Source organism: Mucilaginibacter ginsenosidivorax, assembly GCF_007971525.1.
GTDB classification, from domain to species: Bacteria; Bacteroidota; Bacteroidia; order Sphingobacteriales; family Sphingobacteriaceae; genus Mucilaginibacter; species Mucilaginibacter ginsenosidivorax.
This window is the reverse complement of the sequence record NZ_CP042437.1, coordinates 4,592,429-4,614,235: the sequence shown is the minus strand read 5'-3', so window position 1 is coordinate 4,614,235 and position 21,807 is coordinate 4,592,429. Positions and strand designations below refer to the sequence as shown.

Sequence of the window (21,807 nt, the reverse complement as noted above, 5' to 3'; positions counted from 1 at the left end):
AACTTATATTGGTGTTTGCTTTTGATTTAGTAAAACATCAACCTTATTGCCTGTAAATGACACCTACCAAAACCAATGCACCATGGCCAATATGGAGGCTGATAGCCTTCCGCTTTTTTTTCATTTACCTTACCCTGCAGATAGCCCCGCTGGCCTGGCTGGGCGAAATCCCCGGCGTTGGTAAGTTATTGTCTTTTTATTATTCCTTTGTTGATTGGGCCGTAACAACCTCCAACAAGCTATTTTTTCACGTTCGCGAAGTGTTGGTGCAGCCAAATGGCAGCGGCGATACGTCATGGGCCTGGGCGCAGTTGTGGGCAATGTTATGCGTAGCGTTCATTGGCTGCCTGCTATGGTCGGTATTTGACCGTAAGCGGGCCAGCTACACCCATCTTAACTACTGGCTTTGCCTGGCGGCCCGTTATTACCTCGCCTTTTTTGCCTTCAGTTATGGCATACTTAAAATATTTGCCCTGCAGATGCCTTTTCCTAATCTGCATCAACTGGCTACGCCGTTAGGCGATTTGCTGCCGATGCGTTTATCGTGGATGTTTATTGGTTACTCCAAAACCTACCAGGTATTTTCGGGCATTATGGAAACATTGGTAGGCCTGCTGCTGATTAACCGTCGTACGGCTACCCTCGGCATATTTATGGCGGCAGGCGTATTTGCCAATGTAATGATGCTTAACCTGAGTTATGATATCCCCGTTAAGCTATTTGCTATGGAGCTTACTTTTGTAAGTTTGTTTTTACTGGCTAACGAAGCCAGCCGGCTATACTACTTTTTTGTACTCAACAAGCCGGCGCCTGTTGCCGATACTTATCATTTTAAATATACTCAAAAATGGATACGTATCGGCCGCATTGTAGTCAAATGCGCATTTATAATACTGGCAGTGTTTATGCAAATTATAAACAACTGGCAATACTACCAGGAAACAAATGCAGCGCCAGCTAAGCAGCATCTTAAAAATGGGGTGTATGAAGTTGCCACTTATTCGGTAAATAAAAAAGACATCCCCTTGTCTGTTCCAGATACTTTAAGATGGCACGACTTGATTTTAGAAAACGGCGCAGGCAGTATCAAAACCGCCGATACCGCTTTTAGGCAGCGCTATAAAAGGGGATATTTTGCCTACGCAACCGATGAGACAAAACATGTTTTCAAAATAAAAAAGCTGGCAGATGACAGCTTGTGGATGGCCACATTCAGGTATGAACAGCCCGATAGCACAACCATAAAGTTATGGGGCAAATTGCGTAATGATAGCCTGTATGTAGTACTGAAACGGACAAACCGCCACTTCCAACTAGCCGAACGGCAGTTTCACTGGCTAAGCGAGCGCAACAGGTAATTGTGGGATCTGTGGTCTGTGGTGTGTAGTGTGAGGCCTGATGTGTTGGGCATGTGGTGAGAACCGGACTTTTACCATCGAAAGCTTCCGGCCTCAGAACACAGACCTCACACATTGGGCCTCAGACCATAGCATCCAATTGTAACAACTTTAGTGTTTAAATCTATAGCTATCAAACAATTAGTCAATATCAGCGCTTTTAGATAAAATAGTTAGCAATGCCTAAGTGGATTAAAATAATATTGAGCGTAATTGGGGCGTTAGCAGGTGTTGTAATCATCGCCTTTGCGGGCATTTCTATGTATATCATTTTCAATAAGGAGAAAGTGTTGAAAATGATGACGACCGAATTGAATAAAAACCTAAACGGCACAATCACCATAGCCAAACTCGATCCTACATTTTTCAAGGGCTTTCCCGGTGTTTCGGTAAGCCTCAAGGATGTGGTTATAAAAGATAAGCAATGGCCGGTTCATCATCATACCCTGCTGGAGGCCAAAAACTTTGATGTATCGGTAAACGCTGCCGCGCTGCTGCACGGTAGCGTGGAGATTAACAAAATAGATATCAGCGATGCCGCAATTGACTTGTTTACCGATAGCAGTGGTTATAGTAACACCGCCGTTTTTAAAAGCAAGCCGAAAGATTCTGTTAAGGTTGAGAAAAACACCAGCCCATCTACCCAGATCAAACGCTTTGGACTAAGCAATGTAAACTTTACTGTTGATGACCGCAAGGCTTATAAGCTGTTTAAGTTTGAAGTACAGGATGTTGATGGGCGTATGCAATGGCCGTCAACCGGCTGGCATGCCAATATTAGCCTAAAAACGATGGTTAAAAGTTTTTCTTTTAACACCAGACAGGGCAGCTTCATGAAAGAGAAATTACTCGATGGCGACTTTGACATCACTTATAACGAGCCATCAAAACTAATTACTGTAGCCCCTAAAGTTTTGAATATTGGCGGCGAAGCGTTTACCATAGGCGGCAGGTTTGACCTGGGCAAACCCAATGTTAACTTTGTATTGAACATTGTGAATGATAAAATTTTGTGGGTGAATGCATCAAACTTATTATCCCCAAACATTACCAAAAGCCTCAGGATGTTCAATATTGATGAGCCGATAGCCGTAACCTGCGATATTGCCGGCGCGTTTGGCGGTGGCGGCGACCCATCGATATTTGTTACCGCCAAAGTGAGGGATAACGTGGTTACAACACCCGGTGTAAAAATTGAAAATTGCAGCTTTAACGGTGTATTTTCAAATAACTATGTAAATGGCAAAGGCTATAATGATGCAAACTCGGTTATCAAACTTTACCATTTTAATGGTACTTATAAAAAAGTGCCGTTTACTATTGATACCGCTTTCATCAACAACCTGAATACCCCGGTGGCAACCGGAATATTTAAATCGCGTTTTGATATTGCCAAACTTAACGGCGCCATTGGAGATGACGACCTGCGTTTTACCAAAGGTTATGCCGACCTGAAGCTTGCTTACAAAGCCGACCTGGTAAATTACAGGATCTCGAAGCCACAGCTCGGCGGCACTATCAACATTAAAAATGCCGATGTAAGTTACGTGCCACGTAACCTTAATTTTAAAAACAGCGCCATCACCATAAAATTTGCCGGTAACGATTTATTGCTCAACAACATCCGCATGCAATCGGGCCGCAGCATTGTTTACATGGATGGCCGTGTAAATAACTTTTTAAACCTTTACTATACCGCGCCCGAAAAAATAATATTAAAATGGCAGGTACATAGCCCGCAATTGCATTTGGCCGAGTTCCTGGGCTTTTTAAACAGTACCCGGCCCGTTGAAGAGGTGAAAACCAAAGGCAAAAAAAACAACATTAATGACGCTTTAAGTACGGCTTTTCAGAAGGGCAAAGCCGAAATTCATTTAAAGGTAGATAAGGTTTACTACAAAAACTTTTTAGCTACAGATGCCACTGCCGACTTTTTAATGGCCGATAACAGCATCAGGGTTAACAATGTAAGCGTTAAACATGCAGGCGGCTCATTAAAGCTAAACGGCAACTTTGTACAAAGCGGAAAGCTGAATGACTTTACCGTAAATACTAAAGTTGATAACGTGAATACCAGCGCTTTTTTTGCTGCGTTTAATAATTTTGGGATGAATAGTTTTACATCGCAAAACCTAAGTGGCTTTTTATCGGCCCAGGCGCACCTTACGGGCAAAATTAACGGTGCCGGCAATATTGTACCAGGCAGCCTAAAGGGCTTAACAACTGTTGATTTAAAAGAGGGGGCATTGCTAAACTTTAAACCCATTACAAGCGTAGGAAAATTCGCTTTTCCGTTCAGGGATTTAAAGAACATCCGCTTTCAAACGCTTAATATGAAGTTTGATATTGATGGCGATAAAATAAACATCAGCCCGATGCAAATTAATTCAAGCGCCATTAACATGAATGTAGCCGGTGTTTACTCCTTATCAAAAGGCACAAATATAGCTTTGGACATACCTTTGCGTAATCCAAAAGGGGATACCGCAATAATTGACGCAACCGAACGTAATAAAAAGCGTATGAAGGGAATTGTATTGCACATTTTGGCCGCCGATGGTGATGATGGCAAAATAAAAATCAAGTGGAACAAAAACCACGACAAGGACAAAAAAGATGATAAAAAACCAGAAAATACCGACGAAAAAACGGGCACGTAACAATTATAAAAACGGTACGATATGTGCCTCATTTATAACAAATAAAATAGATGTATTTTTGACACAATAATAGCAATTGATTGCGTATCTTTGTGCATCCATTTAAGAGAGATCACGTTTGATTAAACACTTACCGGTAACTGCAACATATTTCAATACGGTAAACACCGCGCATCCTACTGCAATAGTATCAAAAAGCCAACCCCTGCATCATCAGTATCCCGGGTTCAGAAAAAAATTAGGAGCACCGTTAAATGATCATATTTTTTGTAAAGCAGGTTAAACCAACCGTGTAAATTCTTATCGGACATATAATTAGCTGAAATAAATCTATTCAATAAAATGAGACAACTCAAAATATCCCAATCCATTACCAATCGTGAATCTCAATCACTTGAAAAATACCTTCACGAAATAGGTAAAGTAGATTTAATATCTGCCCAGGAAGAAGTGATCCTGGCGCAAAAGATCCGTGAGGGCGACCAGGCCGCATTAGAGCGTTTGACAAAAACAAACCTTCGTTTTGTGGTATCTGTGGCAAAGCAATACCAAAACCAGGGTTTAACCCTGGGCGATTTAATTAACGAAGGTAACTTAGGTTTAATTAAAGCGGCTAAACGTTTTGACGAAACAAAAGGCTTTAAATTCATTTCATACGCAGTATGGTGGATTCGCCAGTCTATATTATCTGCCGTTGCCGAGCAGTCACGTATTGTGCGTTTACCTTTGAACCAAATTGGTTCATTAAGCAAAATTCATAAAGCGGCTTCAAAATTAGAGCAGGAATTTGAAAGACAACCAACACCGGAAGAACTGGCCGAGGATCTTGAAATATCTGTTGATAAAATTGCCGATTCATTAAGCAACGCAGGTCGCCAGGTATCTATGGACGCTCCGTTTATACAGGGCGAAGAAAATACCTTGCTTGATGTTTTGCAAAGCACCGATGCAGCAACCGATACCGAACTGATGATGGATTCATTATCACAAGAGATCAAACGGTCATTAGGTATCCTTGCCGAACGCGACCGTGAGGTTATTATCCTATTCTTTGGTTTAGGTGGTTATGCTGCCCATTCATTAGAAGAAATTGGCGAGAAATTTAACCTTACCCGCGAGCGTGTACGCCAGTTAAAAGATAAAGCGTTGATGCGTTTACGCCACAACTCAAAATCAAATCTTTTACAATCGTATTTGAACTAAGAAACGATCTTACAGATTATAAGAAACGCGGATGATGAAAATTGTTCGCGTTTTTTTATGGTTACCCTATGTCATTACGAGGAGGAACGACGTAGCAATCTCGTCGCCAATGCAGTTCCGATATGCAGATTCACCAGGCAATGGCGATGAGATTGCCGCGCTATGCTGCCATTGACACATTTGTAACCAACTGATTATCAATTGAAAAAAAGGTGTCATTTACAATGCGATCATTTGCGCGCAAATGAAAATTACTCGCAATGACAAGACTTTTTTACCCCACAAAAAAAGCATCTGCCCTTTAAGAACAGATGCTTGTACGATTATAATAATAGTTTATTTATTAACCTACTTTTACATTTACCGCATTTAAGCCTTTTTTACCTTGTTCTACATCGTAGGTAACGCTATCGTTTTCACGGATAGTGTCGATAAGGCCTGAGGCATGTACAAAAACTTCGGCACCACCATTTGTTGGTACGATAAATCCGAATCCTTTGCTTTCATTGAAAAATTTTACTGTTCCTTGCATTATATTTTTATTTAATTAGGCGAATGTACAGTTAAATAATTAACAATCTGTTATAAATAAGGCAATTAAAGTTTTACCATGTAAAAAAACTTTAAACAATAAAGGCCCCGGTGTTACCGCGGGGCCTTTATTATTAGCACGTTAGCGTGCTATTAGTGTGTTAAAGCGGCACTGCTGTACACATGATACTCGCCTGGCGCAAGGGTTACCGGCATGGTTGCCGAGGTAACATTTAGCGTTGCCCCCGTTAATGCATCGGTATAGGTACCGGTTGACGGGAAGGTAATATTGGCAGTTTGCGTTACCACATCAAAGTTTCCTAATACTTCCACATTGGCGCTGGCATCTTTTAACTGGATACTTTTAATATAACCTGATAAATCGTACACATAATTTGTTGATGCAAATACCGCGTTCTTTTTATGCAGGTTAATCATTGCCGAATACACTTTATATAGCTGCACGCGCTGGGCATCGGCAAAGTAGTTCCACAAAATAGGTTTATTACCTGTGCGGCCGTTCAGGTCGATAGATTTATCGTAACCCAACTCGCCAAACTGCCATAACATTTTAGGGCCCGGTACCGAAAACAGGAATGCCGCCGCCATTTCTTCGCGTTTTAAGCCTGTTGCAATATCCTTAACATTATAACTACCCGAGGCGTTTCCATAGCTTTCATTTTTAAACATCAGGCGCTCTTCGTCATGGCTTTCAAAATAGCCCACCAGTTGGTATGGCAGGGTAAAAGTGTGCTGATCGTAAAAGATCCCTTTAAAATCCCAGCCGGTAATATAGCCCATGGTAGCCTGGTTGGCTGCATAATTCAGGTTGTTCCAAAGCATCATGCCCTCTCCGGATAATTCTTTTTCTTCCTGGTTTGCTGCAAAATGCTCCAATATCACATAAAAATTATTATTGTCGATGCTTTTGATGTAATTGTTGTAATCTTTCCAGATGGCAACCCGGCTGGCATCATATTGGCCCCAGGGACCTACCGCGGCATCGCTGGTGCCATAATTTACCTGCGTGAAGCCCTTTGAAAGATCAAACCTGAAACCATCTATCTTATACTCCTGCATCCAGAATTTAAGCACATTTTTTACAAAGTATTTGGTAGCGGCACTCTCGTGGTTAAACTGGTAGCCTACATTGTACGGGTGCGTAGGATCTACATTATACCAGGGGTTGTTTGTTGCCGGCTTACCCGCTGCGGTGTTAAAATACATTTGCACCATTGGCGACTGACCGAATGAATGATTTAACACCATATCCTGGATAACGGCAATCCCCCTGGAGTGGCATTCGTCGATAAATGCTTTTAAGGCATTCTTAGTTCCATAATATTTATCGGGTGCAAAATAAAACGAAGGGTTATATCCCCATGAAAGGTTGCCCTCAAATTCATTTATAGGCATCAGCTCAATGGCGTTTACACCAAGTTTGGCCAGGTAGTTTAATGAATCTTTTAAGGTTTGATAATTGTGATTGGTAACAAAATCGCGCACCAGTAATTCATATATCACCAGGTTCTTTTTCTCTGGGCGCACAAAGGTTGGTACCTTCCAGCTGTAAGCAGGCTGGTTGGCCTGCAGCACGCTAACATTTCCAGTTGTTTTGCCGCTTGGGTAAGCTTTTAAACCAGGATACGTAGTTGCATCTATATAGCTGTCATTATCCGGGTCCAACACTTTTTGGGTGTACGGATCGGCTACTTTAAGTGTACCGTCAATCAGGTACTGGTAGGCGTACTCGGTATTGGCGTCAAGGTTATCAATCTGTATCCACCAGTTTTTGCCATCGGGTGTATGGTTCATGGCATATTTGGCATCGGCCGTCCAGTTGTTAAAATCGCCAATAACGCTTACCGATGTTTTTGAAGGCGCGTACAAATTTAAAATAACCGATTTGCCCGAGTTAATGTAAGTAACTCCATCAACAGCGCCCGAAGGCAACGCTTTACCCCCCGCCACTACCGTTGTAGTATCTCCGGGAACGTTCCCGGAATTATCTCCGGAAGAAGGCTTCTTGCATGAAGTAGATCCAATCACCAAAAAGGCGACCAGCAAAAAGTAAACATTTTTGATTATCATATATTTTGTGTTTATAAAATTGGCCGTATAAAAGTAACCTGAATTTTCTATTTTAAGTATAACAACACCCAAAATAAATTTCTCAAAAATAGCAACTGGGGTTATGCTATGAAAACCAAGCGTTTACAAAAGTATATAATTAGGTTTTAAGAAACAATAGGCGCTATCATTTTCAAACAATCGGGATTTCCTGCTCAATAAGCCGCCCGGCATGCCGCTTGCGTGCAACTTTGCGTACACCAGGTGCACAGCAGCATGAATATTTTCAAATAAACCTATAAATCCACAAAAATTATGCTTAGCATTGTCCTTATTTAGAATCATTCTTGAAAAGAACATTTGCCTTCGTATTACTCATTGCCCACCTTTTTAATTTAGGGGGATACATGCTGCTGAGCCAATACCTGGTTTACCGCTCGGATAAGTTTGCCAGCGAACAGATAAGTAAAGGCAGATATGATACGGCAAACCTCATCGAAATAAAAATTCCGCAGCACCTGCCGGGTATCAGCAATTGGAAATCATACATCAGGGTATCGGGGCAAATTCAGCTGGAGGGTGTTGCCTATAACTATGTGAAGCTTAAGGTAACGCGCGATACCGTATTTGTGCAATGTATACCCAATTACCAAACCACCAAACTGCTAAGCCAGAATGTAATTTATGCCCGGCAACTGAGCGATATCCCGGTGAGCAAAAAGGCGCACGAATCGTCGGGCAAAAGAACCGGGGTAGATAATAAATATAATCACCCGTTAATAGCCTATAGGTTTACGCCTGGCGTATCGGCGGTTAAAAAGCCCCGCGGAGTTATTTTCATCAAGATAAATCCGCCATTAATTTCGGTTAATGCCCGGCCGCCCGAGCTTATAGGTTAGTAAGCAATTATTACTATCAATAACAACATTAATGGCTGCTTAACGCGCCCCGGGGGTATTTTACCCGCGGGGTGGGTGTGTGCATTTATCATCAATTTAAACTCATGAATAATTTTTATAAAATAACACTATTTACACTATCCATCGTGGCATCCGGTTATGCCCGGGCGCAAAAAAGCACAAAGGATACCCTACACCTGGATAGCGTGATAGTTAAAGAAAGCAGGGCAAAATACTTGCCCAATGTGCAGGGCACTTATATTTTCGCCGGCAAACGTACCCATTTAATTTACCCCGATGCTGGCAAAGCAAACCTGGCCGGCAATACTGCCCGCATGCTTTTTGCCAAAGTACCCGGCCTCAATGTTTGGGAAATGGATGGCGCCGGTTTGCAATTGAATATAGGCAATAGGGGCACCGATCCGCACCGGTCTATAGAAATGAACATGCGGCAAAACGGATACAATACCAACTCCGACGCATTTGGCTATCCCGAAAACCACTATAACGTACCCTTCCAGGCTATTGGCGAAGTACAGTTTGTACGGGGTTCGGCAGCCTTGCAATTTGGGCCCCAGTTTGGCGGCATGGTAAACTATAAAATTAAAGAGGGCGACAGCACCAAAGTTTTTGGTTTTGAGAGCGAACAAACCGCCGGTTCAAATAACTTTTTTAACTCATACAACGCCGTTGGCGGTAAAGTTGGCAAACTAAGCTACTACGCGTTTTACTCCACCCGCCGCGGCGATGGCTGGCGGCCCAACGCGGCTTTTGCCTACCACGCGTACTATGCCAATATCAAATACCAGTTTAATAGCCAAGGCAGCATAGCCTTGCAGTTTTCACGATCAGATTATGTGCAGCAAATTGCGGGCGGCTTAACAGATGCTCAATTTGCGGCTGATAACCAGCAATCATTCAGGGCAAGAAACTTTTTTAACCCCGAAATTAATATCCCGGCATTGTTATTCAATTACGCGTTTAGCGGCAATACCCGGCTGGAAATTACATCGCATGCGGTATTTGGCCAGCGTAACAGCGTGCAGTTTATTAATACCCCTAACATTAAAGACACCGTTAATACCAGCCTGAAAACTTTTAACCCACGCCAGGTAGACAGGGATTATTATGCAGGCTTTACCACCGAAGCACGTTTACTGCATACCTATAAATTGGGCAACCTTAAAAGCACCTTTACCACCGGGGTAAGATATTTTGAAGAAACCACCAAACGCAGGCAAAAAGGTGTAGGCACCATCGCCTCCGATTTTGATTTAACGCTGGTTAAACCTTATGGCATCGATTTAAGGCTGCACTCCATCAACTATGCAGCCTTCGCCGAGAACATTTTCCAGGTTACACCACAATTTACCATAACGCCGGGAGTACGGTACGAGGTTATTAAATCAACCACCTCGGGCGTTATAAGTAATGCTACCTTCCCTATTGGCTATAAAGGAGACCGCAACTTCCCGCTGTTTGGCACAGGGTTACAGTACCAGTTCGGGAATGGCAGCCAGCTGTACTGCAATATTTCGCAGGCTTATCGCCCCTACCTGTATGCCGCCGTTACTCCTGCTGATAACCTGACGGTGATTAACCCTAACATTAAAGATAGCCGGGGATATGATATAGATATGGGTTACCGCGGCAACATAGGTACCCTATTTAGTTATGACATTAATGGCTTTTATGTACGCTACAACAACAGGGCAGGTACACTCACCCAAACCGATGCTCAAAATGTAAGCCATTTGTATTTAACTAATATTGGCAATGGCGTGGCCAAGGGGATTGAGGCTTATACCGAAGTATCATTGCTCCGTTCGTTTGATTCCTATGCGGGAAGCGATATCCGTTTGTTTAACTCGCTAGCTTATACACACGGGCGCTACATTACCGGATCAATTAACCAGGCAGGTAAAAATATTAGCCTGGCCGGCAACCACCTTGAAAATGTGCCCGACTGGATAAACCGTACCGGCATTACCTTTTTAAGCGGACCGGTAAGCAGTACCCTGCAGTTGAGCTATACCAGCAAAAGCTACAGCGATGCCAATAATACGGCATTTAACTCCACCGGTGCTACAGGAATAGTACCCGCCTATCATGTGGCCGACTGGGCATTCAACTACCGGTTTCTTAAAAACTACCACATCAGCGCCGGGATAAATAATCTTTTTGATGCCCAATATTATACCCGGCGTATTAACATGTACCCCGGGCCGGGTATTTTGCCTGCAGATGGCCGAACATTTAATGTAGGCTTTGGGATTAAGCTTTAATCAAAAAAGGCCTTCCGGGGTATGGAAGGCCTTTTTGTTTAAACATAGTACAAGTTATTCCAGATACTTTTTCACTATTCCGGTTAACTCGGTTAAATCGAATGGTTTTTTCAAATAACCGTTGGCGCTTCCGGCCTTGGTAATTTCTTCAATGTTGTTTACAGCCGATATCATGACAACCGGTATATGACTTGTGGTTGGGTCGCTTTTAAGTCCTTTGCTTATTTCCTGGCCGCTGGCATCACTTTTCCAGTCGGTGAGCCAGTTATCCAACAGGATAAGGTCAGGGCTTATTTCTAAAAGTTTTTTTAATATCCGGGCATTGTCCGAGGCTACAACCTCGTAGCCCTCTTCTTCCAGAACGTACACTATAGTATCCCTGATGTCTTTATCATCTTCGATCACTAAAATTTTCTTAGCCATAAGGTATTGATAGTTAATACCGAATATAGTTAACTTTAATTAAAAATTATAAAAATTTCCTATAATTCATCCTAAAATTAAACAAGTCGGTGTTATAATAACAAACAGACCACTTTTTGTTTTAGCAATTAAGCTTATACAAGAAAATATTTTCGGCTATAATTACCTTAACTATTATAGCAAATGCGGCAACGGGGTTCGTAGCTTTCTTTCTCGCCCAAAAGGATGCGGGCGTCATCGGGTACAAGGCGATACGAGTACATAGCAGGGTTTCCGCATTGCACGCAAACGGCATGCAGCTTGGTAACCGATTCGGCAATGGCCATAATGGCTGGCATAGGCCCAAAAGGGCGGCCTTTAAAATCCATATCTAACCCGGCAACTATTACACGAATACCCCGGTTAGCCAGTATAGTACATACTTCCGGAAGCTGATCATCAAAAAACTGGGCTTCATCTACCCCTATCACGTGGGCATCATTGGTGAGCAATAATATAGCCGATGCGCTATCAACCGGTGTTGAGCTAAACCTGTTGGCATTGTGCGAAACAATGGCATCCTCGCTGTAACGTGTATCTGATTTAGGGCTAAATATCTCTACTTTTAGTTTAGCTATACGTGCACGGTTTAACCTGCGGATAAGTTCTTCGGTTTTACCCGAAAACATAGATCCGCATACCAGTTCGATACTGCCACCCGATTCACTTTTACGCCTGAAAACATCTTCGTGGTAAACCATTCTTTAAATAAATTCTAAATACTAAACTCCAAATACTACCTCAAACCCTAAATCCTAAAAAACAATCTCTAAATCCTAAAAAATTGGGTGATTGCCAAATCCCGGTGTTAAATCCTTGCCTCCTAAGCCCGAAAAGAAAAAAACGGAAGATGTAAAACAAAGCAACTGATATTCATATTGTAACTATAGCATACAGCGTGTATGGTATAGCACGGCGCCAAATATCAGAATTTTATCCTATTTTTGGTAAGCATTTTCCCAACATTGAAGCCATGAAGCAAATGGATATTTTTAAAAAGATTGGTGGCATTTTACAAGAGCTTAACGACCAATATGATTACCTGAAAGCCGAAAGCAGCGATTTGAATGAACTTGAACTGGAGCTTTTTGTAGCCAATGCCCATTTTTTAAAAGATCATGCCGAAATATTGCGCAAAATACATGAGCGCAAAGCCACACCGGCCGAGCAATCGGAGCCGGTAGCCATTAAGCCCGAGCCTGTAATTGAAAAACCCAGGCCGGCGGTTACAACTACATCGCCCCCGAGGCCAGAACCCTTGCACGAGCGCCGCTTTTTTGAGCCGGTAGTTCAGCAAAAACCGATAATTGAAAACAGGCTGGAATTAAGTAAAGAAGCCGAACCGCCCGTTCACGTGCCTTATAACCCCATTAAACCCGAAATAGAACTCCCCCCTGCAGCCAACCAAGAACCGATCTCGTTTATCGACACGGAAGCAGATAACACTATAGATTCCTTTGAAACAGAACAACCCGAAATACTGAAACAAGAAATAGTTTTGGATGAGACCGACGTTTCTGAACCAGATTTTAAAGATGCCGAACCCGTAACACACATTGAAGAACCGATAGCAGTGCCAACACCGGTGGTTGAAAAACCGGCGCCCGCACCGCAGCCCGAGTTGTTTAAACCGATGGTGGCTAAAACCGAAACGGCTAAAGAAGAAATACTCACCTTTAACCAAAAGATGTCGGCTCAAAAGACCGAACGGGACAACGGTTTATCGGCACATGTAAATGCATTGCCTGTTATCGACCTGAAATCGGCCATAAACCTGAACGATAAGTTACTTTACATTAAAGACCTATTTAACGGTTACAGCCTCGCCTACAGCGAAGCAATTGAAATAGTAAACCGCTTTAACACTTACGAAGAGGCCGAGCGCTTCCTGAAAACCAATTACGTTGCCAAAAACAACTGGGAAAGCAAAGCTGCTACAGCCGAGAAATTTTATGCTCTTTTAAGAAGACGTTATCCTGCGGTTTAGTCATTAGTCATTAGTCATTAGTCATTAGTCATTAGTCATTAGTCATTAGTCATTAGTCATTAGTCATTAGTCATTAGTCACAAAAAAAATCCGCAGTCAATTGTTTTGATTTGCGGATTTTTTTTGTTTTTATTTTGACTTTCGACTCAAGGCTTCGGACTTAAGACTTACAATGTTGATCCCTGTTTCTTTCCTTCGGCGGCTTCGCCGCCTGTTGCTATGTTACCTCCCCTGCCTTTTGGGTCAAAGGCGCGGAATTTAATTTCGCCTCCTTTATAATCAACCGGTGCGGTATATATTTTGCTGTTAGCATCAGGGTCTTTACCGTTGGTGGTGTAACGGATGGTTAGGCCCGGGAATTCGATATTGCTGGCGTACTTACCATCCTGCAAGCTGATGCCTGGCTTGGGTACACGGTAATTATAGCCACCACTATAATAACTCAAACGAGGTAACTCCCGTTTACCCAATACATTCAAAAATGTCGACCACGCTAAATCGTACTCTTGTTTTGCCTTTATGGGGTCTTTTTCGGTAGCCCAGGCCGGGTCTGCCGCCCAGGCTCGCTCGGCCAGCCCAAACAGGCGGGGGAATATCATGTAATCCATACGCTCGGGTCCTTTAACTGTTTCGGCCCATAGTGCGCCCTGTAAGCCAATGATGTTGGATTTGCCATAATCGGTAAGGCGTTGCTTGCCTAAAAATATATTTTGATTTATGGGCGCACCATTCCTATCAACGTCGGCATTTTTGAAATAATCATACGGGATAAAGGAGTAAAATTTATCGATACCCAAAAACGCGCCCCAATAGTAGCCTGGCTCATCAAATGATTTGTAGTTGGCCATATCAAAGTACAAGTTGGTAACACAGGTAAGCACTACTTTGTAGCCGCCATTGGCCAGTTTGTAGGCCAGGTCTTCCTGCCCGCCGCCTAAAACGTTGTTCCATACATCGGCCTGAAGGTGCTCGCCAGTAAAATCGGGATTGGGCACATAGGTGTCGTTACCGTCTATCTTTGTTTTACGCAGGGCCATTTCTTCCCATCCCGCCAGGTGAATTCCTTTGGCTTTTAGTATCTGGTTTACCCGGCCGTAAAAATAATACCATAAATCGCCTGTGTTTTGAATTTCAGGATGGCTGGCCTTTAAAGCCAGGTAGGCCGGCGATTTTTCCCAAACGTGGGGCGGCACTTCATCACCGCCAAAATGAATACCAGGCAATGGCGCACCGGCTTCTTTGTAAATGGCGATCAAATCATCAACAACCCTTTCCACAAAAGTATAAGTTGATGGCAACGACACGTTAATTACATTATCATTCCAATATTGTACAGACCTGTATTCAGATTTATCGTCCAAATCGCGCAGTAAATATTTAGCGGCTTCGTCTTTTTTACCTTCGGCCACCAGGCGGTCATAACGGGCATCCATGGCTTTGATAGATGCACGGGCATGGCCCGGTGTTTCAATCTCGGGGATTACAATGATGTGCCTGTCGGTAGCGTATTTTAGTATTTCGATGTACTCGGCTTTAGTGTAAAAACCGGAGCCATAAGGATTATTTACATCAGGCCCCGAACCATGGGATGCAGGCAGGTGAGTTTTGCTATCCAGCGTATGGCCACGTTTTGAAGCAACCGAAGTAAGCTCGGGTAATGATGGAATTTCAATTCGCCAGCCTTCATCATCCGTTAAGTGCAGGTGCAAAACATTTAGCTTATAAAGGCTCATGGCCTCAATCAGTTTAATAACCTGTTGCTGTGTTTGAAAATTACGGGCCACATCCAGCATTACGGCGCGATGGGCAAAACGGGGAGCATCCTTTACATCCACACAAGTAATTTTAATACTTTTTTCGGCTTTAACCCATGCAGCGGGCGAAACCAGGTTTGTTAACGATTGAATACCATAAAAAGCACCGGCAGCTGTCGACGCGTTAATGACAACACCTTGGCCACTTACCTTAAGTTCATATCCTTCGGGGGCAATACCGTCAACTTTTTTTAATGCGATACCTGTGCCCGCTGCGTCTGACGAAACAGTTAAAGGCCTGCCCAATATTTTACTAAAGCTGTTGGCCAGGTAAGCTGCTTCTTTGGCAAAGGCTCCATCGGCAACAACCGGTGTTTTTCCGTCGATGGTGAACGTACCACCGGTTTCCGTATAGCTTACCGGTGTAGGCAGTATTTTAGGTAACTGATCGGCGGGGATATCGGTAACCGTTTTATTCCTGTCGTAAACAATTTCTGGAGTAACCAGGCCCGCGTAGCTTGGTTTATATGGTTTAATATCAAAAGAGCCAATGCTATAGCCTTTTTCGGGCTGCTCATCCCAAACCATATATATACCTTCGGGAGCATCGGTAACGTTTACTACAGGGTCATCATTTACATATTCTATCCGGGCCGATTCGCCTGGTTTTAAATCTTTAAAGCCGGCGGTTGGTGTAATACTGTATAAATCTCCGTTAACCTGGTTTATTTTGGCATTGCCGCTTACCGCGTTCTCGGTAAAACCACGGCCCGAATTAAAATAAAACTTCCATCCGCCAGCCGGCAAAACATTTTTACCACTATTAGTGATCACCAATGCGGTTAACGCTTCATTTTTATTCTGATAATTGTTATCTATCACCTCCCAGCTGATGCGCAGGTCGGCGGCATTAAATTTTACACCATCGGTAGTTTTGAAGGCTGTACTCATAAAAAATGCTGCAAACAGCACCAGGACAAAGATTTTACGCATAGTAGGATTGTGTTAGATAATAAAGGGCAGCTAAATATAGGCAACTTTTTAAATAATTTTAATAAGTTGAAATTTTATTATTTAACTAATCCTAACACTTCGCATGAGGTTTCGGGAGGCTACCATAATACGTCGGTTTTTTATACAAACATCGGCTTGGAACGCTGGCTAAGACTCACCCCGGCTACGCTGCGCTGGCCGACCCTCCTCTCCGGCTAAAGCGGCATAGAGGGTAACCTCCATTTTTATTTTTTGCCCCTCTATGCGACGCAGTCGTAGAGAGGGGCAGACGGGCGTAGCCTCGTCGGGGTGAGTCGTCTCCGCCATGCGATATAAGTGATTCCCCCTTCAGCGTTTCGTCAAATTTTACAACTCCCATGACGAGGTAAAAAACACCAGTGTTAACGTTTTAAGCTAAATATTTCGCAAGTCCCTTACACCCCAAACTTAATCCACCCTTCACCCTCATACCCAAAAGCAAATTGTTTGGGGCGGATGATTTCGGCCAGGATTTCTATAGAGTCTACAATCCGTGGGCCGGGGCGGTTAAAGTACTGGTTACCATCGGCTATGTAAAGTTGATTGTTTTTTATAGCCTTTAAATCGGTAAAACCTGGTAATTGCATTAAAACATCAATCTCTTTTAAAGTACGTTCTATCGAAAAGCCGCAAGGCATCACTACTATTATTTCGGGGTTCTGTAGCCGGATATCGTCCCAGCTTACATAAGGCGAATGTTTACCGTCATGTGCCAGTATGGGTGTGCCGCCTGCAATACTAACAAGGCCGGGCACCCAGTTACCGGATATCATTATGGGATCGAGCCATTCGATACAGGCCACCGTAGGCTTGCTATCGGCAAATTTCAACTTGTGCTTTATAATGTCAACCCGCTCATTTAACAGTTCCAGCAGTTCGGCGCCGGCCTGTTGTACGCCCAGAGCACCGGCGATAGTTGTGATATCGTTAAAAATATCGTCGAGGCTGTTAGGACGTAGAGAAATCATCCGGGCTTTTTTGTCAAGATAATTATCCAAAGCCAATTCAACATCGGCCAGCGATACCGCGCAAACCTCGCACTGGTCCTGCGTAATTACTACATCAGGGGCCAGTTGTTTAATCACTTCGCGTTTAACGGTGTAAACCGATAAGGCATCGGCCAGCAATTCTTTCACCTTTACATCAATAGCGGCACTGCTTAACCCATCCGGGAAATTAGCCTCGGTACAAACCGGCAGTTGTTTTACAATTTCGGGATAATCGCACTCGTGCGATCGGCCCACCAGGTTATCCTGAAGCCCCAGGGCACATATTATTTCAGTAGCAGATGGAAGCAGGGAAACTATTTTATCAGTTGGCATTTTTTAAATGTGCAGATTATTGACGTGCAAATGTACGGAAGATTGATTTGAAGATTTGGTGATTTGAAAATTTGAAAATAAAAAACAATACCCCCATCTTGAAATTTTCAAATCTTCAAATTTTCAAATTCGTTATTTTACACCTTTACAACCTATCTTTGTGCCAATGATATTCCTTACCTTTTTTATCGGGCTTATAGCCAACTGCATTGGTTATATACCACCCGGAAACATAAACCTTACTGTTGTACAGCTTACTATTAACCGCGGGATGAAAGAAGCGTTGCGGTTTATGATAGCCTTTTCATGCGTTGAGTTTTTTTTTACCTATTTTATTATGCACGCTGCAAACTGGCTATCCAGCCAGATGCACCTGGCGGTTGTAATAGATTGGATAATGGTTGTATTATTTGGCACCCTGGGTACCATTACCTGGATTAACCGCAACAAACCTCCCGAAACCAATTATTCCGACCATGCCAGTATTAAATACGGTATTCTGCTTGGATTTTTAAACCCCATGCAGATCCCTTTTTGGATGGTGACCGGTACTTACCTCATCACTCACGAATGGATCTTGACGGGCAAAGTGGCACTGGTTATATTCAGCATAGGTTCGGCGGCCGGCGCTTTTTTAGGCCTGTTCCTTTACGCCGAGTTTGCCAAATTCATCCAAAGTAAATTCGCGCTTAGCGCCAGGCTCATCAATATTAGTATCGCTATACTGTTTTTCTCGTTTGCGGCTTATCATATTGTGAAGCAGGTGTACCTGACGTTTTTTAAGCACTAATCTTTTGATTTGAGGATTTGAAAATTTGAAGATGGTTTATTATTGGCGTAATAAAAAAGGCCTCATCAATGAAGCCTTCTAACTCATATTACATTTGAGAATTTCATTTTCAAATCCTCAAATTTTCAAATCTTCAAATCCAGAATTACGCTATCTCCAGCTTGTTCTCTTTATAATAGCCCGCTTTTAGTTTTTCGCCCATTTCGCTGTAGGCATTTAGGGTGCGCTCTACATCTTCCAATGTGTGTACGGCAGTTGGGATAAGCCTTAACAATATCAAGCCTTTAGGGATAACCGGGTATATTACTATCGAGCAAAAGATGCCGTAGTTTTCGCGCAGGTCGCGGGTTAGGCTGGTTGCTTCGTAAAGGTCGCCCTCTAAAAATACCGGGGTAACCATGGTGTTGGTAACGCCCAGGTTAAATCCGCGTTCTTTTAAGCCTTTTTGCAAGGTAGTTGCTACGGTCCAGAGTTTTTCGCGTAGCTCCGGCTGCGACACTAACAGTTCAAAACGTTTTTTTAAGCCCAGCACCATTGGCATCGGCAAGGCTTTGGCAAATGTTTGCGAACGCATGTTGTAACGTAAAAAGTGCACTATTTGCTCATCGGCAGCAACAAAAGCACCTATGCCCGCCATTGATTTGGCAAAGGTGGCAAAGTATACATCTACTCCTTCAATAACACCTTGCTCCTCGTGCGTACCCGCGCCGGTTTTACCCATGGTGCCAAAACCGTGAGCGTCATCAACTAATAAACGGAAATTGAAATCTTTTTTAAGTTCTACTACTTCTTTCAGTTTACCTTGCGCACCCGACATGCCAAAAACCCCTTCGGTAATCAGCAGGATACCACCACCGGTTTGCTCGGTGAGTTTGGTAGCACGCTCCAGTTGTTTTCTGCAACTCTCAATATCATTATGCTGGTAAACAAAACGTTTGCCCATATGCAAACGAACGCCATCAATAATACAGGCGTGCGATTCGGCATCATAAACAATAACATCATTCCTGTCAACCAGGCTATCTATAATAGATACCATTCCCTGGTAACCATAGTTCAATAAAAACGCAGCTTGTTTACCTACAAACGCCGCCAGGTTATTCTCCAATTCCTCGTGGTGAATGGAGTTGCCCGACATCATACGGGCACCCATGGGGTAGGCCATACCATAATCGGTAGCGGCTTTGGCATCAGCTTCCCTTACTTCGGGATGATTGGCCAGACCAAGGTAGTTATTAAGGCTCCAAACCAAATGCGCTGCCCCATTGAACTGCATATGCGGCCCAATTTCCCCTTCCAGTTTAGGAAATGAAAAATAACCATGTGACCATTTTTGGTGCTGACCCAGCGGCCCACCCAAGCTTTTTGTTATTTTATCAAATAAATCCAAAATAATTTACCGTTAATCGTGAATAATATGCAAATATAGCTGTAATTAGAAGCCAATACAATAGCTATAACTTTTTAGAATAGCTTATAACCGGGGAAAGAGAATCAAGAGTTAAGAATCAAGAGTTAAGACTTTTAAACGCGGGGCGGCTTGTAACAACACATTTTAAACAGCCTATATTTTATCTTGATGCCTGACCTGCAATTACATTCCTTAACGAACGCCAGGAATCAAAAGTTAAGACTTTTAAACGCGGGGCGCCTTGCAAAACAACAAATGGCGAGGGTGGCTTGTAAACAAGAACAGGACGGCTTTCATACTTGAATATGCTAACCGTCCTGTTTTTTTATCTTGATTCTTGACTCTTAATTCTTGATTCTATTCCTCAATCTGCATTATCATGCAAAAACGAATTATTTCTCCTTATCTCGGTATTGCCTTCGTTATCGGGCATCAGGCTGAAACGGGAGATGGCGCTTTCGTCAGATTTTGGGGTATCCTGCAGGGCAACTTCTTTGCGTTTGTAAGCAGGTACATTTTCCAGCTCCTGGATGTTGCCTGTGCGTAGTTTCATACTCAAATCTTTAAGGCGCATGATACGCTCACGCGATTTTTTCAGCTGCTCCTCTATCGATTCGTTTGTTTTATTATCATCAGCACCTGCAGGGGCTACCGGTTCCGGTTCAGGCATAGGAGTTGGCACGGGCTCGGGCTTACGTGCTTCCTGTACAGGCGCGCTGTAAGTTTCCGGCTCACTCATTTTAAAAGTAAAGCCAGCCATATCCTGCTCGTTTTCTTCTTCCTGCTCCTCTTCGTGCAGGTTAAACTTAACTACATCGTCGTCCCTTTTCTCGGTGGCTCCAAACATATCAAACAACCCGGTTTGCTTAGGCTCCTCTTTGTGTTTAATATATGGCTGAGCAGGCGTGTTAGCCTTAACCGGGTTTATAAATTCATTTACAGGTTTAACCAACGGAGTGTTCTCGGGTACCAGCATAGATACTATTTTTTTGTTGCTGATCTCTTTTTCACGCTCATCCTTGGTTTGGAAACCTGTTGCTATAATAGTAACCGATAGTTTATCTTCCAGGTTTTCGTCAACACAGTTACCCCATATCAGGTCGGCAGCCAAACCGGCTTCTTCCTGAATATAATCGGTAATAATACTCACTTCATCCATGGTAACCTCTTTAAGGCCCGAGCTGATGTTAAGCAAAATGTAACGTGCGCCTTCTATCTCATTATCTTTTAATAATGGCGATGCTAACGCACCTTCAACTGCCTTTAAGGCACGGCCTTCGCCTTCGGCGCTGCTGCTGCCCATGATACATACGCCGCTATCTTTCATTACGGTGCGCACATCTTTAAAGTCGACGTTGATATAGCCCGGTAAGGTTATAATCTCGGCAATGCCTTTTGCAGCCGTGGTTAATATATCATCTGCCTGCCCAAAAGCCGAGCTCATGGTTAGGTTGCCAAAAATCTGGCGCAACCTGTCGTTCGATATCACCAGGAACGAATCGACGTATTTACGCAGTTCTTCCATCCCGGCGTCGGCCTGCATTTTACGGCGTTTACCTTCAAACGAGAACGGCGTAGTTATAATGCCTACGGTTAATATATCCATTTCGCGGGCAGCCTTGGCAATAATAGGGCTTGCACCTGTACCTGTACCACCGCCCATACCTGCGGTAATAAACAGCATTTTGGTATTAACGCCCAGCATTTGTTTTATATCGTCGATATTTTCAATAGCCGAGTTTTTACCAACTTCGGGAATTGAACCGGCACCCATACCTTCGGTAAGGCTGGCGCCCAATTGTACCTTGTTGGGTATAGGGCTAAGCTCCAGCGCCTGGGCATCGGTGTTACAAATTATAAAGTCGACACCGGTAATACCTTGCCTGTACATATGGTTCACCGCGTTGCCGCCACCACCGCCAACACCAATAACTTTGATGATTGACGATTTTTCTTTTAACATCTCAAACTGCATAATCTTCGTTTTCAGGTATATGTGATTTA

At 43.3% G+C, this 21,807-nt stretch carries 15 protein-coding genes; 7 read left to right on the top strand and 8 right to left on the bottom strand.

The window, feature by feature from the left end; genetic code table 11:
- Positions 1-56 precede the first annotated feature (56 nt).
- The 3 genes from FSB76_RS19290 (at position 57) to FSB76_RS19280 (ending at position 5,260) form a co-directional block, all read left to right on the top strand.
- Complete coding sequence (locus FSB76_RS19290) at positions 57-1,358, top strand: hypothetical protein (RefSeq protein WP_147056165.1); 1,302 nt, start codon at positions 57-59, stop codon at positions 1,356-1,358.
- A 218-nt stretch (positions 1,359-1,576) separates the two neighbouring features.
- Entirely contained in the window at positions 1,577-4,057 is a 2,481-nt protein-coding gene (locus FSB76_RS19285) for an AsmA family protein (protein WP_147056163.1), read from the top strand.
- Positions 4,058-4,399: 342 nt separating this feature from the next.
- Positions 4,400-5,260 (top strand): sigma-70 family RNA polymerase sigma factor, encoded by an 861-nt coding sequence (locus FSB76_RS19280; RefSeq protein ID WP_090652399.1) that lies wholly within the window; start codon positions 4,400-4,402, stop codon positions 5,258-5,260.
- 343 nt (positions 5,261-5,603) lie between these two features.
- Here FSB76_RS19280 and FSB76_RS19275 read toward each other — a convergent pair whose 3' ends face one another.
- Entirely contained in the window at positions 5,604-5,795 is a 192-nt protein-coding gene (locus tag FSB76_RS19275) for a cold-shock protein (protein ID WP_090652398.1), read from the bottom strand.
- Between the two features lie 149 nt (positions 5,796-5,944).
- Positions 5,945-7,882 carry an alpha-amylase family glycosyl hydrolase gene (locus FSB76_RS19270; RefSeq protein WP_147056161.1) on the bottom strand — a complete coding sequence of 646 codons (1,938 nt, stop codon included), beginning with the start codon at positions 7,880-7,882 and terminating at the stop codon, positions 5,945-5,947.
- Positions 7,883-8,208: 326 nt separating this feature from the next.
- Here FSB76_RS19270 and FSB76_RS19265 point away from each other — a divergent pair, with 326 nt between their 5' ends.
- Both FSB76_RS19265 and FSB76_RS19260 read left to right on the top strand, forming a co-directional pair.
- Entirely contained in the window at positions 8,209-8,760 is a 552-nt protein-coding gene (locus FSB76_RS19265) for a hypothetical protein (protein ID WP_147056158.1), read from the top strand.
- 104 nt (positions 8,761-8,864) lie between these two features.
- A complete protein-coding gene (locus FSB76_RS19260) occupies positions 8,865-11,045 on the top strand; it encodes a TonB-dependent receptor family protein (RefSeq protein WP_147056156.1) in 2,181 nt (726 codons plus the stop codon).
- A 54-nt stretch (positions 11,046-11,099) separates the two neighbouring features.
- Here FSB76_RS19260 and FSB76_RS19255 read toward each other — a convergent pair whose 3' ends face one another.
- Positions 11,100-11,468, bottom strand: a complete 369-nt coding sequence (locus FSB76_RS19255) for a response regulator (RefSeq protein ID WP_147056154.1) — start codon at positions 11,466-11,468, stop codon at positions 11,100-11,102.
- 167 nt (positions 11,469-11,635) lie between these two features.
- Positions 11,636-12,208 carry a thymidine kinase gene (locus FSB76_RS19250; protein WP_147056152.1) on the bottom strand — a complete coding sequence of 191 codons (573 nt, stop codon included), beginning with the start codon at positions 12,206-12,208 and terminating at the stop codon, positions 11,636-11,638.
- Between the two features lie 272 nt (positions 12,209-12,480).
- Between FSB76_RS19250 and FSB76_RS19245 the strand changes: the two genes are divergently transcribed.
- On the top strand, positions 12,481-13,494 hold the full coding sequence (locus FSB76_RS19245) for a hypothetical protein (protein WP_147056150.1): 1,014 nt from the start codon (positions 12,481-12,483) through the stop codon (positions 13,492-13,494).
- Positions 13,495-13,661: 167 nt separating this feature from the next.
- On the opposite strand, the gene FSB76_RS19240 is transcribed toward FSB76_RS19245, so the two are convergent.
- Both FSB76_RS19240 and FSB76_RS19235 read right to left on the bottom strand, forming a co-directional pair.
- Complete coding sequence (locus tag FSB76_RS19240; protein ID WP_225976250.1) at positions 13,662-16,241, bottom strand: family 20 glycosylhydrolase; 2,580 nt, start codon at positions 16,239-16,241, stop codon at positions 13,662-13,664.
- Between the two features lie 434 nt (positions 16,242-16,675).
- The gene (locus tag FSB76_RS19235) at positions 16,676-17,602 is read right to left on the bottom strand and encodes a cobalamin-binding protein (RefSeq protein WP_147056148.1); all 927 of its coding nucleotides are present in this window, start codon (positions 17,600-17,602) and stop codon (positions 16,676-16,678) included.
- A 166-nt stretch (positions 17,603-17,768) separates the two neighbouring features.
- On the opposite strand from FSB76_RS19235, the gene FSB76_RS19230 reads away from it, so the two are divergent.
- A complete protein-coding gene (locus tag FSB76_RS19230) occupies positions 17,769-18,392 on the top strand; it encodes a LysE family transporter (protein ID WP_147056146.1) in 624 nt (207 codons plus the stop codon).
- A 145-nt stretch (positions 18,393-18,537) separates the two neighbouring features.
- On the opposite strand, the gene FSB76_RS19225 is transcribed toward FSB76_RS19230, so the two are convergent.
- Positions 18,538-19,782, bottom strand: a complete 1,245-nt coding sequence (locus tag FSB76_RS19225; protein WP_147056144.1) for an aminotransferase class I/II-fold pyridoxal phosphate-dependent enzyme — start codon at positions 19,780-19,782, stop codon at positions 18,538-18,540.
- Positions 19,783-20,167: 385 nt separating this feature from the next.
- Positions 20,168-21,778 (bottom strand): cell division protein FtsZ, encoded by a 1,611-nt coding sequence (ftsZ, locus tag FSB76_RS19220; protein WP_147056142.1) that lies wholly within the window; start codon positions 21,776-21,778, stop codon positions 20,168-20,170.
- Between the last annotated feature and the right edge of the window lie 29 nt (positions 21,779-21,807).